The following is a 13,894-nucleotide window of genomic DNA, read 5'->3' as shown; positions in this document are numbered from 1 at the left end:
CGCGAAACCGCTGCGTTAACATCGTCCGATCCCGAGTTCTTTCACTTCACTTCGAGCTTCCCATGACCGTGAATGCCTTTATCTGTGATGCGATTCGTACCCCCTTCGGCCGCTACGGCGGTGCGCTGGCTTCCGTGCGGCCCGACGATCTGGCTGCAGTAGCCATCAAGGCCCTCGCGGCGCGCAATCCTGGCGTGCGCTGGGAAGAACTCGACGACGCCATCATGGGTTGCGCCAACCAGGCCGGCGAAGACAACCGCAACGTGGCCCGCATGGCCACGCTGCTGGCTGGCCTGCCGGTAGAAGTGCCCGGCGCCACGGTCAACCGCCTGTGCGGCTCGGGTCTGGACGCCATCGGCACCGCCGCGCGCGCCATCCGCGCCGGTGAAGCCGGCCTGATGCTGGCCGGCGGCGTGGAAAGCATGAGCCGCGCCCCGTTCGTCATGGGCAAGGCCGACAGCGCCTTCTCGCGCAGCGCCGCCATCTATGACACCACCATCGGCTGGCGTTTCATCAACAAGCTGATGAAGTCGCAGTACGGCGTTGACTCGATGCCCGAGACCGCCGAAAACGTCGCCGACGATTTCAACATCAGCCGCGCCGACCAGGACCTGTTCGCGCTGGCCAGCCAGGAAAAGACCGCGCGCGCCCAGAAGGAAGGTTTCTTCGACGCCGAGATCGTGCCCGTGTCGATCGCCCAAAAGAAGGGCGACCCGATCGTCGTGGCCAAGGACGAGCATCCGCGTGAAACGTCGCTGGAATCGCTGGCCAAGCTCAAGGGCGTGGTCCGCGAAGGCGGCAGCGTCACGGCAGGCAACGCGTCGGGCGTGAACGATGGCGCCGCCGCGCTGTTGCTGGCCGACGAAAAGGCCGCCGCTCGCCACGGCCTGACCCCGCGTGCCCGCGTCGTCGGCATGGCGACCGCCGGCGTCGCGCCGCGCATCATGGGCATCGGCCCGGCGCCCGCCACGCAGAAGGTGCTGGCCCAGACCGGCCTGACGCTGGATCAGATGGACGTGATCGAACTGAACGAAGCGTTTGCCGCCCAAGGCCTGGCCGTGCTGCGCCAACTGGGCATCGCCGACAACGACCCGCGCGTGAACCCCAACGGCGGCGCGATCGCCCTGGGCCACCCGCTGGGCGCCAGCGGCGCGCGTCTGGCCACCACGGCCATCAACCAGCTGCACCGCACCGGCGGCCGCTATGCGCTGTGCACGATGTGCATCGGCGTCGGCCAAGGCATCGCGTTGATCATCGAGCGCGTGTAAGGCGCGTCGAACGCCTGGCGGTGCGCGTTGCACCTCCCGGCAAACAACAAGGGAGCCCTCGGGCTCCCTTTGTCATTCAGTGCGTGGGACGTCCGCCCAAGCGTGTCAGGGCAGGCCGTCGAGCTTTTTGCCGGCGGCTATGCCGTGCTTGCCGAACCACCCCTGCGCCATTTCCAGCGCATAGCGCACCGGCTTCTTCGCGCAATGCGGATCCTCGGTCTGGGGCGCCATGTCTTCAATGTTGACGATCGTGCCGTCGTCGGCGATAAAGGCAATCGACAGCGGCAGCAACGTGTTGCGCATCCAGAAGCACTGCACGTCCGGTTGGTCGAAGACGAACAGCATGCCGTCGTTGCCGGGCAGCTCCCTGCGGAACATCAGACCGTCGCGCCGCGTGGCGTCCGTGTTGGCGACCTCGGCGCGGATAATATGGATGCCGGCCGACAGTTGCGTCGTGGGCAGACGCGGCTGCGGGCCGGTCTGTTGCTGGGCGCTGGCGGGCAGGGGCAGGGCGGCTGCGATCGCGATGGCTGCGGCGGCCATCACCGGCACCTTGCGGCCGGCCGCGGTAGCCGCTGACGATGCCTTGGTGAAGGTTGTTTTGAACAGCGTATGAACAATGGGAAACAAAACGGCAATCTTCAGCATGGCACGGCGCAGTATTAAGAAAATAACAAGGCGGGGCCCGAAAGCCCCGCCTGGATAATGGCGCAACGTTACCGTTGCGCTTTAAAGGGTAACTCAGGCAGCCGTAATATTAAGCGCCTGTTTGCCTTTAGGCCCCTGGATAATCTCGAAAGCCACTTTCTGGCCTTCTTTCAGGGTTTTAAAACCATTCATCTGGATGGACGAGAAGTGGGCGAACAGATCTTCACCGCCATCGTCGGGCGTAATGAAGCCAAACCCCTTTGCATCGTTGAACCATTTGACGGTGCCCGTCGATTTGGGATTGTCCCCTTGGACGGCGGTTGCGGTCGTATCAGACATGCGGCCTGCCTCATTGAATCGTATGTTGACAGAAGGGCATTGTGGTCTAGACCCCTGTCCCCCCTCCGGCTTCCTGGCAGATTTTCGGTGAATTGAAAACCCCAGAATGCGTGGATAATGCGCCGCTTTTCTTGACCTAGTCAAGTATGGATACTACGTATTTCTGCGTGTAATTTTCAGTAAGTTGAGTGGTTGCCGTCCCCAGTTTAAATAGAATACCCGCCCTATGAGTTCTACCTTGGATTCCCAGCATGACTTGGTCGTCGAGAAGGCGCCGGCACGCACTGCGCCGCCGCCGATGTACCAGGTGTTGCTGCTCAATGACGACTACACACCGATGGAGTTCGTCGTGAAAGTGCTGCAGAAATTCTTCAATAAGAATCAGGAAGAGGCGACGCGGATCATGCTGCAGGTGCATCACGAAGGCCGAGGCGTCTGCGGGGTTTACCCGCGTGACCTCGCCGCCACGCGCATCGCGCAGGTCGGTCAGTATGCGCGGGCGCGCCAGCACCCGCTGCAATGCGTCATGGAACCGGTTTGATCTCGACAAAACACAATGGCGCCGCCAGCTATGGCGGCGTTGTGCTGCCGGTTGCATCCCGGGTACAGGGATGAACGGTTTTGCCGCGTAACGGGAAGCGCGCGGCACATGCGGGTCGGCAGCTCCGCCGCTAAGGAGCGTTGCATTCTAGTGGGCGGGGAGGTTTCGCCGTGAGTGGAAAGTTCAACAAGACCTGGCTGGCAGTAGCCGGGATCGCGGTGGTGGCCGGCGCGATTGGCGCGGGCTGGTGGATGGGCAAGGGGCAGCGGCCGGCAAGCACGGTTGCAGTTCTGGCGACGCAGGCAGCGACCGCTCCGTCCGCGCAGGCGGCGAGCAGCGCGGCGCCGACGCTACCTGCCACCGCAACGGTGGGCGCGGCGGATCCCTTCGCGGCCTTGAATTGCCAACCTCGCCAATACAACGATGCCTTGTCGCTGGCCGTGACCTTCACGCAGCCGGTGGATGCCAAGAGCAATCTGGACACTTTCCTTCAGGTGACCGATACGGGTTCGACGGCCGGCAAGGCCGACGAGGACAGCGAATCGGCCGCCGCGCCGGGCCAGCAGCCGGCGTCGGTGCGTCCTGGCGATTCCGCGCCCAAGGGCAAGATTCTCAAGGGCAACTGGGTCGTCGGCGACAACCCGCGCGTCGTGTACTTCCCCTATGTGCAGCCGCAGCGTTCCTACGCGATCACGGTCCGTTCCGGCCTGCCCGGCGCAGGCGAAAAGGTCGCGCTGACCGAGGCTTCGCATTGCGAAGTCAGCACGCAGGCCATGCCGCCGTCCTTCTATTTCGCCAGCCGCGGCGTGGTGCTGCCGGCCGGCCAGAATGGCGGCCTGCCGGTGGCCACGGTCAACGTGCCCGAGGTCGACGTGCAGTTCCTGCGCGTGTCCCCCGAACGCGTGCCCGAACTCTTCGACACCGTGCTGGGCGTGGGCCGCACCCCCGCCGCCTCGGAAGACGAGGATGACGGCAACTATGACGAGAACGACTGGCGCTATGCCGGCAACCGCAGCCTGAAGGGCTCGGTCAGCAACTGGGACCTGGACCGGCTGAATTCGCTGACGACCAGCGTCTATCAGGGCCGCTTCGTCACCGACGACAAGCCGAACCGCCGCCACGTCACGTTCCTGCCCGTCGAGGGCATCAAGGAATTGCAGGAGCCGGGCATTTACGTCGCGGTCATGAGCCAGCCGGGCCGCTTTCGCTACGAATACCAGGTCACCTATTTCTACGTCAGCGACATCGGGCTGCATGCGCGCCGCTACAGCGACCGCATCGAAGCGTATTCGGTGTCGCTGAAGTCGGGCCAGGCCATCTCGGGCGCGGTGTTTGAACTGGTGGATGGCGCCGGCAAGCCGCTGGCCAAGGCCGCCGCCGATGCGCAGGGCCATGTCCGCTTTGACGGCAGCTTTGCCAACGCCCGCGTCATCCGCGCCTCGCGCGACAAGGAAATGACCGTGCTGGCGCTGGGAGAACCGGCGCTGGACCTGTCCGAGTTCGATACGGGCGGCCATGCGTCGCGCGCCAACAATCTGTTCGTCTATGCCGGCCGCAACCTGTACCGCCCCGGCGAAACCTTCCACGTATCGGTGCTGCCGCGCGACCTGGACGGCCGCGTGCTGACGCCGTCGCCGCTGACCGCGACCCTCAAGCGTCCGGATGGCCGCACGATGCAGACCGCGCTGTGGCAGCCGCAGAAGGATCTGCCCGGCTACGTCGAGCGCGCGATCGATCTGCCGCTGGATGCGCAGACCGGCACGTGGCTGCTGGAATTGCGCGTCGATCCGTCCTCGCGCGCACCGGATGCCTCGTGGAAGTTCCAGGTCGAGGAATTCCTGCCTGAACGCATGAAGATGGCGCTGACCTCGGGGCAAGACGTGCTGTCCCCCGACGAGGAACTGACCGTCGACGTGCAGGGCGACTATCTGTATGGCGCGCCCGCGGCGGGCAACCGCCTTTTGGCGACCTTCCAGGTCAAGCGCGACCGCTTTGCGCTGGCCCAGCAATGGCCGGGCTTCATCTTCGGCGACGTGGCCGACGATACGCGCCGCAGCTTCGGCGAACTGCCGGAGTCCGAGCTGGACGACAAGGGCCGTACGCAGCTCGACGTCAACCCGAACGCCGCCGGCACGCATTCGCCGATGAAGGTCCGGGTGTCCGCCAGCCTGCTGGAATCCGGCGGCCGCCCGGTGGTCCGTTCCATCGAGCGCTCCGTCTGGCCCGCCGACAAGCTGATCGCCGTCCGTCCGCAGTTCGACAGCGACGTGGCCCGCGAAAACGCGCCGGCCGGTTTTGAAGTCATCCGCGCCAACGCGCAAGGCAAGATCGAACCGCTCGCGCAGGCGCAGATGCGTCTGTTCCGCGAAGAGCGCCAGTACTACTGGCGGTTCGACGACCAGCGCGGCTGGAACAGCGGCTATACCGAAACCGAAGAACTGGTCGACTCGCGCGAGATCGCGCTGAACGATCGCACCCAGCTGACCGTGCCGGTCAAGTGGGGCCGCTACCGCCTGGAAATCACGGATCCGGAAACCGGCGAAACGATGCGTTATCGCTTCTATGCCGGCTGGAACGCGCAGGACGCCGATGCCATGGGCAACCGTCCCGACCGCGTGCAAATGAAGCTGGAAGGCGTGCCCGCCAATCCGGGCGACACCGTGAAGCTGACGCTGACGCCGCCGCATGACGGCCAGGCGCTCATCACCGTCGAAGGCGACCGCATGCTGTGGTCCAAGTGGGTGGCTGTGAAGGCCACCGGCACCGAGGTCGAGATCCCGGTCGACAAGGCATGGAAGCGCCACGATCTGTACGTGGCCGCGGCGGTGTTCCGCCCCGGCAGTGAAGGCGACCGCGTCACGCCGGCCCGCGCGCTGGGCCTGGCGTTCCTGCCGATCGCCAGCGCCGACCGCAAGCTGGACGTCAAGCTCACCGCCGCGCCGAAGGCCGTGCCTGAGACCAAGACGACCGTGCGCGTCAAGGTCGACGGCGCCCAGGGCAAGCAGGCGATGGTGACGCTGTCCGCGGTCGACGTGGGCATTCTCAACATCAACCAGTACGCCACGCCTGATCCGCTGGATTACTTCTTCGGCAAGCACCGTTACGCGCCCGAATTGCTGGACATGTACGGCAAGCTCATCGAGAAGATGGACGGCACCAAGGGCAAGCTGAAGTGGGGCGGCGACGCCGCGATGCGCGGCGACAGCAAGAGCCTGCCCAAGAAGGTCAAGCTGGTCGACCTGTTCTCGGGTCCCGTTGCGCTCAATGCGCAAGGCGAAGCGGACATTCCGCTGGACCTGCCCGACTTCAACGGCACGCTGCGCCTGATGGCCGTCGCGTTCACGCCCGACAACTACGGCAGCACCGATGCCGAAATGGTCGTGGCGGCGCCCATCGTGGCGGAACTGAACACCCCGCGTTTCATCACGCCGGGCGACCAGGCCGCCATCGCGCTGGACGTCACCAACCTGAGCGGCGCCGAACAGAAGATCTCGGTCAAGCTCGAAGCTCTGGATCCGCTGGCCATCGTCGATGGCGTGCGCACTGTCACGTTGAAAGACAAGCAGCGCACGACGCTGCGGTTCACGGCGACCACCACCGGTTCGTATGGCCTGGGCCTCATGCGCCTGACGGTGGACGGGCAGGGCGGCGCCCAGCCGATCCGCATCGTGCGCGAGTCCGTGCTGCAGGTGCAGCCGGCGCATGCGCCCGAGCGCCAGGTTCGGCGTCTGCGCCTGAATCCGGGCGAGTCGCAAGCGGCGCAGGCGTCGTGGGTCGCGTCCTATTACCCGGACTCGACGACCGTCAGCCTGACCGTGTCGAATCGTCCGCCGTTCAACATCAATCGTCTGGTCGAGGACCTGCTCAACTATCCATATGGATGCACCGAGCAGACCATCAGCGCGACCATGCCGTGGGTGATGCTGGATGAGGATGCCGCCAAGCAGTTCGGCCTGAAGCCGCGCACCGAGGCCGAACGCGCCACCAAGGTCGCCGGCGCCATCAGCCGCCTGTCGGGCATGCGCAACTCGGTCGGTTCGTACAACCTCTGGAGCGGCGCGTCCTCGCGCGACGTGTGGCTGACGGCCTACGCCGTGGGCTTCATGCAGGACGCCCGGGATCGTGGTTTCGACGTGCCCGAGGCGTCGCTGGACCGTTCGCGGACGTGGCTGCTGGAGCAGGTGCAGCAGAGCGCCGGCGCATTCGGCACGTGGTCGGCCAACCTGCGCCGCAACGTCGAAGCCAACCGCATCGACAGCAGCGACGCCAACGTGCTGCGCGAAGACCATCGCCGCTTTGCCGGCCTGGCTACCGCCGCACTTGCGCTGGCGCGCGACAAGAAGGCGCCGCTGTCGACCGTGCGTCAGCTGTTCGACAATTACCAGGAACGCGCGCGCTCGCCGCTGCCGCTGGTGCAACTGGCCGCCGCCTTCAAGCTGATGGGCGACGAAGGGCGCATGAAACAGGCGCTTGACCTGGCCATGACGCGTGCCTACGGCATCAACATCAACAATCGCAGCAGCGCCTACTACGACGAATGGATGGGCGACTACGGCAGCAGCGTGCGCGACTACGCGCTGTCCTATGCGCTGGTTTCGCAGTACGAGCTGCGCCATGAACGCAGCGAGAACCTGCTGAATCAGCTCTCCAGCCGCCTGGGCAACCGTTCGTACCTGTCCACGCAGGAACAGATGGCCCTGCTGCTGGCCGCGCGCGTCGCGGGCGGTAGCAAGAACACGCCGTGGGAAGCGGTGCTGACCGTCAATGGCGAGCGCAAGCCGTTGACGGGCGGCAAGAGCGACCAGACGGTCTCGCTCTCGGCCGCGGATCTGGCGGGTACGCAGTTGCAGAACACGGGCAGCCAGTCCTTGTTTGTCGAATACGACATCCAGGGCAGCCCGACCGCGACGCCCGCGCCGCGCAACGACATCATCCAGCTCAAGCGCGGCTGGTACCGTCCGGACGGCCGCCCGTGGGATGGCGGCTCCCTGCAGACCGGCGACATGCTGGTGGTGTGGGTCCAGGCCAGCGCCAATCAGAACATCCCGGACGGGCTGCTGGTTGACCGCGTGCCGGCAGGTTTCGAGGTCGAAAACCTCAACCTGTCGCAAAGCCCGGAGATGCAGGACTGGACGATCGGCGGGCGCCGCGTGGCCGACGCCATGTCGGATTCCAACATCAAGCATCGCGAGTTCCGCGACGACCGCTACGTCGCCGCGGTGTCGCTGGGCCGTGGCAAGGTGGACGTGTTCTATCTGGTGCGCGTCGTGACGCCGGGCCGCTACGCGGTGCCGTCGACGGTGGCTGAGGATATGTACAGGCCCGAAATCCGCGGCGTGGGTGAGCAATGGAGCACGGTCGAAATCCGCGATCGCGGCGCCAAGCGTCCTTGAACGACGCCGCTGCTTGCCAGGCGGGCGCATCGCGCGCCCGCCGCTGGCGGCGGCGCGGCATCTTCGCGGCCAGCGCGTTGTCAGCGCTGGCCGCGTTGTTATTCGCGCTCGACCGTCTGTATCCGCTGCCCCCCATCGACTCGGGCGGGGCGGCGGTCGTCGTCGCCGCCGACGGCACGCCGCTGCGCAACTATCCCAGCCGCGACGGCATCTGGCGCTACCCGGTCCAGCCCGATCAGGTCTCGCCTCACTATCTGGAAACGCTCCTGACCTACGAGGACCGCTGGTTCTACTGGCATCCGGGCGTGAACCCCGTGGCGCTCGCGCGCGCGGGCTGGCAGTGGGCCACCAACCGCCGCATCGTGTCCGGCGGTTCCACCCTGACCATGCAGGTCGCGCGGCTGATCGATCCGCAACTGGCGGGCAAGCCGTCGCGCACGATGTCGGCCAAGCTGCGGCAGGCGTGGCGCGCCGTGCAGCTGGAAATGCACTACAGCAAGGACGAGATTCTTTCGCTGTATCTGACGCATGCGCCGATGGGTGGCATTGTCGAGGGCGTTGAAATGGGGGCGCGGCTCTGGCTGGGCAAACCGGCTCGCGACCTGGGGCCGGCCGAGGCCGCCATGCTGACCGCCTTGCCGCAGGCCCCATCGCGGCTGCGGCCCGACCGCCATCCCGAGGCCGCGCAGGCCGCCCGTGACAAGGTGCTGGATCGCATGGCCGAACTGGGCCGCTGGAGCCCGGCCGAGGTGGCAGACGCCAAGATCGAAACCGTCATCGCGCCACCGCTGCGGGCGCGCTGGCTCGCGCCCCTGGCGGCGCAGCGCCTGCTGCTGGAGGCGGGCGGCGCACGCCGCGCGGGCGGGCGGCCACCGCTGGTCACTTCCACGCTGGATGCCGACATGCAGGCATCGGTGGAACAAATGTTGCTGGACCGGGTCGATAACCTTCCGCCGAAGGTGTCGATGGCGGTGCTGGTGATGGACAACGATACGCTGGAGGTCAAGGCCTACGCTGGCTCGGCTGATTTTTCCGACGATTCCCGTTACTCGCACGTGGACATGGTGCGCGGGGTGCGTTCGCCGGGTTCGACGCTCAAGCCTTTTCTGTACGCCCAGGCCCTGGACGAGGGACTGATCCATTCGGAAAGCCTGCTGATCGACGCGCCCATGTCGTTCGGCGGCTACGCGCCAGGTAATTTCCAGGCGGCGTTCGCGGGGCCGATCAGCGTGGCGCAGGCCTTGCAACGGTCGTTGAATGTGCCCGCGGTGGACCTGCTGGACCGGGTCGGCCCGGCCAGTTTTGCCTCGGTTATGCTGGCGGGCGGCGTGAAGTTACGAATGCCCGCGGGCGCCGAGCCGAATCTGAGCTTGATTTTGGGCGGGGGCGGCACCACATTGGAAGAACTGGTCGGCGCGTATCGCGCGCTGGCCCGGGATGGCATCTCGGGGCGGCCCCGTCTCAGGCCGGAGCAGCCCCTTGTCGAGTCCCGTATGATGAGTCCTGGCGCGGCCTGGATCGTCCGGGACATCCTCGAAGGCGGGGGACACCCGGACCGGCCGTTCTACCAATCCGGTAATCCTGGCCGCCAACTGGCCTGGAAAACCGGGACCAGTTTCGGTTTCCGGGACGCCTGGGCGGTCGGAGTGACCGACAGATGGACGATCGGCGTATGGGTCGGCAGGCCCGACGGTACGCCGAACCCGGGATTTTTCGGGGCGAATGTGGCGGCGCCGCTACTGCAGGACATCGTGGCGGCATTGCCGGAAGGCGCCCAGCAGGTCCGCGTCAGGCCCGAAACGGTGCAGGCGGTGGTGACATGCTGGCCCTTGGGTTACAGGCTGGGTAGCGAGCCCTCGGGCGCGTGTCCCGAACAACGGGCGGCCTGGATGCTCAATGAAACGGCGCCGCCCTCGTTTGCCGGCTATGCCGACGCCACTCAGGGACCGCTGCGTCTCGGCGGCGTGGCCAACGGCTCGGTGCTGCGGCCCGTGCCCGGCATGCAACAAGTCGCGCTGGACGTCGATGTCCAGGGCGCTGAAGGCGAAGTATGGTGGATGCTCGATGGTCGTGTCGCAAGTCATGGCGCCGCGGGTCATCCGTTTAATTTGGTGCTGGCGCACGACGGCCGGTATACGCTAACCGTCATGGATACACATGGCCGGCACGACAGCGTGGTTTTTGAAATCGCTGGCGTTACGCCATGATCGGCATAGAATATGAATCGTGTATTAGCCCGCTTCGATGCGTTACGGAGGAAGCGTGATTTCTCAAGAGCTTGAAGTCAGCCTGCATATGGCTTTTGTCGAGGCCCGTTCGGCCCGGCACGAATTTATTACCGTCGAGCACCTGCTGTTGGCGTTGCTCGACAACGCTTCGGCGGTCGAGGTCCTGCGCGCGTGCGCGGCCAACCTGGACGACCTGCGCCGCAACCTGCGCCAGTTCGTATCGGAAAACACGCCGGTAATTCCCAGCGGCGCAGAAGTCGACACGCAACCCACGTTGGGTTTCCAGCGCGTCATTCAGCGCGCGATCATGCACGTCTCCGCCGGCGGCACGGGCAAGAAGCCCGTTACGGGCGCGAACGTGCTGGTGGCCATTTTTGGTGAAAAGGACTCGCACGCCGTGTACTACCTGCAACAGCAGGGCGTCACGCGCCTGGACGTGGTCAATTTTCTGTCCCATGGCATTACCAAACAGCCGCAGGTGGAGTCCGCCGCCGTGCAGAAAGAGCAACAGCCCAATGCTGAAGAGCAGGGCGACTCGCGTCAGTCGCCGCTGGATCAGTACGCCACCGACCTGAACGCCGCCGCGCTGGCCGGCCGCATCGATCCCCTGATCGGTCGCGAGCACGAAGTCGAGCGCGTCATTCAGGTGCTGTGCCGCCGCCGCAAGAACAACCCGCTGCTGGTGGGCGAGGCCGGCGTTGGCAAGACCGCCATCGCGGAAGGCCTGGCCTGGCGCATCACGCGCGGCGAAGTGCCCGAAGTCCTGCAGGCCGCTCAGGTTTTTTCTCTGGACATGGGCGCGCTGCTGGCCGGCACCAAGTATCGCGGCGATTTCGAACAGCGTCTGAAAGGTGTGCTCAAGCAGATCCGCGGCAACCCCGACGCGATCCTGTTCATCGACGAAATCCACACGCTGATCGGCGCCGGTTCCGCGTCGGGCGGCACGCTGGATGCCTCCAACCTGCTCAAGCCGGCCTTGTCGTCGGGGCAGTTGAAGTGCATCGGCGCCACCACCTACACCGAATACCGCGGCGTCTTCGAAAAGGACCACGCGCTGTCGCGCCGGTTCCAGAAGATCGACGTGCCCGAGCCCAGCATCGAACAGACTGTGCAGATCCTGCGCGGCCTGAAGAGCCGCTTCGAAGAGCACCACAGCGTGCGCTATTCGGCGGCGGCGCTGTCGGCTGCCGCCGAGCTGTCGGCGCGCTTCATCAACGATCGCCACCTGCCCGACAAGGCCATCGACGTGATCGACGAGGCCGGCGCCGCGCAACGTCTGCTGCCGCGTTCGCGCCAGAAGAAGGTGATCGGCAAGGTCGACATCGAGAACATCGTTTCCAAGATCGCGCGCATCCCGCCGCAGTCCGTCTCCAACGACGACCGCAGCAAGCTCGCCACGCTGGACCGCGACTTGAAGACCGTGGTGTTTGGCCAGGATGGCGCCATCGACGCGCTGTCCGCCGCCATCAAGATGGCGCGCTCGGGTCTGGGCAAGCCGGAAAAGCCGATCGGCGCTTTCCTGCTGTCGGGTCCCACGGGCGTCGGCAAGACCGAAGTCGCACGCCAGCTGGCGTTCACGCTGGGCGTCGAATTGCTGCGCTTCGACATGTCCGAGTACATGGAGCGCCACGCGGTGTCGCGCCTGATCGGCGCGCCGCCGGGATACGTGGGCTTCGACCAGGGCGGCCTGCTGACCGAGGCGATCACCAAGCAGCCGCATTGCGTGCTGCTGCTCGACGAAATCGAAAAGGCGCATCCGGATGTGTTCAACATCCTGCTGCAGGTCATGGACCACGGCACGCTGACCGACAACAACGGCCGCAAGGCAGACTTCCGCAACGTCATCCTCATCATGACGACCAACGCGGGCGCCGAGACCTTGAACCGTCCGTCGATCGGTTTTGCGAACTCGCGGATGGTCGGCGACGAAATGGCGGAAATCCGCCGCATGTTCACGCCGGAATTCCGCAACCGCCTGGACGCGATCATTCCCTTTGCCGCGCTGGACCACGAGGTCATCATGCGCGTGGTGGACAAGTTCCTCATGCAGCTTGAAGACCAACTGCACGAGCGCCGCGTGGAAGCCGTATTCACCACGCGCCTGCGTGAACACCTTGCCAAGGAGGGGTTCGATCCGCTGATGGGCGCGCGTCCCATGCAACGCCTTATCCAGGACACCATCCGGCGCGCGCTGGCCGACGAGCTGCTGTTCGGCAAGCTGGTCGACGGCGGTTCCGTCACGGTGGATCTGGACGAGTCGGGCAAAGTCACGTTGGACTTTGACGATAGCGGCAAGCCGCCTTCGTCGGACGCGCCGGACAAGCAGGAAGTCGAACTCGTCGACTGATGACCGCGGACCGCCAGCCGCTGATTGAATGCGAACATTGCGCAAGCATCTATCGCCGACATCAGCTTGAACCTGGCGAGACGGCCAATTGTGCCCGCTGCGGCGCCGTGCTCTGGCGCTACAGCGGGCTTACTTTGTCCAATTGGCTGGCGCTCGCCATCACTGCCCTGATCGTCTTCGGGGTGGCCAATGCCTACCCGGTCGCTTCGATGTCCGTGCAGGGCATGGTGCAGCAGGCTTCGCTGCTGGACTCCATTTCCATTACCTGGCGCCAGGGCCATTGGCTCGTGTCCATCATGACCGGCCTGGCGGGCTTCGCGCTGCCGCTATTGCAGCTCACCGTGCTGCTGTGGGTGCTGGTTCCGCTGTCGCGTGGCCGCGAGCCGGCGGATTTCCACGCCGCCATGCGCCTGTTGGGCGTGCTGCGGCCGTGGTGCATGGTGCCGGTGTTCCTGCTTGGCGTGCTGGTTGCGGTGGTGAAACTGGCCGGGATGGCCGCGGTGTCGCCGGGCATCGGCCTGGCGGCGTTCGGCGTCCTGACGGTGCTGCTCACGATTTTGGGCAGGTTGTCGCCCCATGTGTTGTGGCGGTATGCCGAATCCGTCGGCGTGGTGCCCGTGCATGTGCCAGAAGCCGGTCCCGACGTCGTGTTGACCGGTTGCCACGTCTGCGGCCAGGTGCAGGCCCTGCCGAAAGATGCCGACCCCGAAGCGCACCATCATTGCGTGCGCTGCGACGCGGTGGTGCATTACCGCAAGCCCGACCACGTGGCGCGCACCTGGGCGCTGCTGCTGGCGGCCGTCGTCTTCTACATCCCCGCGAACGTGCTGCCCGTCATGAACGTCAGTTCGCTGCTGGGCGACAGCGCGCACACCATTCTGGGTGGCGTCGTGGAGCTTTGGCAGATGGGCTCGTGGGACATCGCGCTGATCGTGTTCATCGCAAGCGTGGCGGTGCCGCTGACCAAATTGCTGGCACTTATCTTGCTGCTGCTGACTGAACAATGGCGTAGCACAACCAATCTGGGGGCGCGTACGCGGTTGTATCAGATGGTTGAATTCATTGGCCAGTGGTCCATGCTGGATGTATTTGTCGTTATATTGCTGGCGGCCCTGGCCGATTTTCAGGGC

General features: G+C 65.5%; 8 protein-coding genes. 6 read left to right on the top strand and 2 right to left on the bottom strand.

All coding sequences use genetic code 11. From position 1 onward, the window contains the following. The first annotated feature begins 62 nt into the window (after window positions 1-62). On the top strand, window positions 63-1,268 hold the full coding sequence (pcaF, locus tag RT697_RS16405; protein ID WP_313700258.1) for a 3-oxoadipyl-CoA thiolase: 1,206 nt from the start codon (window positions 63-65) through the stop codon (window positions 1,266-1,268). A gap of 105 nt (window positions 1,269-1,373) precedes the next feature. On the opposite strand, the gene RT697_RS16400 is transcribed toward pcaF, so the two are convergent. Further along, window positions 1,374-1,811 carry a DUF192 domain-containing protein gene (locus RT697_RS16400; protein ID WP_313700295.1) on the bottom strand — a complete coding sequence of 146 codons (438 nt, stop codon included), beginning with the start codon at window positions 1,809-1,811 and terminating at the stop codon, window positions 1,374-1,376. A gap of 198 nt (window positions 1,812-2,009) precedes the next feature. Beyond that, the gene (locus tag RT697_RS16395) at window positions 2,010-2,255 is read right to left on the bottom strand and encodes a cold-shock protein (RefSeq protein ID WP_006220277.1); all 246 of its coding nucleotides are present in this window, start codon (window positions 2,253-2,255) and stop codon (window positions 2,010-2,012) included. A 226-nt stretch (window positions 2,256-2,481) separates the two neighbouring features. On the opposite strand from RT697_RS16395, the gene clpS reads away from it, so the two are divergent. From clpS to RT697_RS16370, 5 genes are all read left to right on the top strand, one after another. Then, window positions 2,482-2,796, top strand: a complete 315-nt coding sequence (clpS, locus tag RT697_RS16390) for an ATP-dependent Clp protease adapter ClpS (protein WP_056562630.1) — start codon at window positions 2,482-2,484, stop codon at window positions 2,794-2,796. A gap of 170 nt (window positions 2,797-2,966) precedes the next feature. Further along, complete coding sequence (locus RT697_RS16385) at window positions 2,967-8,189, top strand: alpha-2-macroglobulin family protein (protein WP_409517447.1); 5,223 nt, start codon at window positions 2,967-2,969, stop codon at window positions 8,187-8,189. Then, window positions 8,144-10,396, top strand: coding sequence for a penicillin-binding protein 1C (gene pbpC / locus RT697_RS16380; protein WP_409517446.1), 2,253 nt, complete (start codon window positions 8,144-8,146; stop codon window positions 10,394-10,396). The genes RT697_RS16385 and pbpC overlap by 46 nt, the downstream gene beginning before the upstream one ends. 55 nt (window positions 10,397-10,451) lie before the next feature. Next, window positions 10,452-12,764 (top strand): ATP-dependent Clp protease ATP-binding subunit ClpA, encoded by a 2,313-nt coding sequence (clpA, locus tag RT697_RS16375; RefSeq protein WP_313700254.1) that lies wholly within the window; start codon window positions 10,452-10,454, stop codon window positions 12,762-12,764. Beyond that, window positions 12,764-13,894: paraquat-inducible protein A (locus RT697_RS16370; protein ID WP_313700252.1), on the top strand; the 1,131-nt coding region annotated here is incomplete at its 3' end. The genes clpA and RT697_RS16370, both read left to right, overlap by 1 nt.

The organism is Achromobacter sp. (assembly GCF_032113835.1).
Lineage (GTDB): Bacteria > Pseudomonadota > Gammaproteobacteria > Burkholderiales > Burkholderiaceae_B > Achromobacter.
This window is presented reverse-complemented; position numbering and strand designations above follow the sequence as displayed.

Excerpts from the sequence above, each read along its gene's own strand:
- pcaF (WP_313700258.1), top strand. The coding sequence starts at position 63 with ATGACCGTGAATGCCTTTATCTGTGATGCGATTCGTACCCCCTTCGGC.
- clpS (WP_056562630.1), top strand. The coding sequence starts at position 2,482 with ATGAGTTCTACCTTGGATTCCCAGCATGACTTGGTCGTCGAGAAGGCG.
- RT697_RS16400 (WP_313700295.1), bottom strand. The coding sequence starts at position 1,811 with ATGGCCGCCGCAGCCATCGCGATCGCAGCCGCCCTGCCCCTGCCCGCC.
- RT697_RS16395 (WP_006220277.1), bottom strand. The coding sequence starts at position 2,255 with ATGTCTGATACGACCGCAACCGCCGTCCAAGGGGACAATCCCAAATCG.
- pbpC (WP_409517446.1), top strand. The coding sequence starts at position 8,144 with ATGGAGCACGGTCGAAATCCGCGATCGCGGCGCCAAGCGTCCTTGAAC.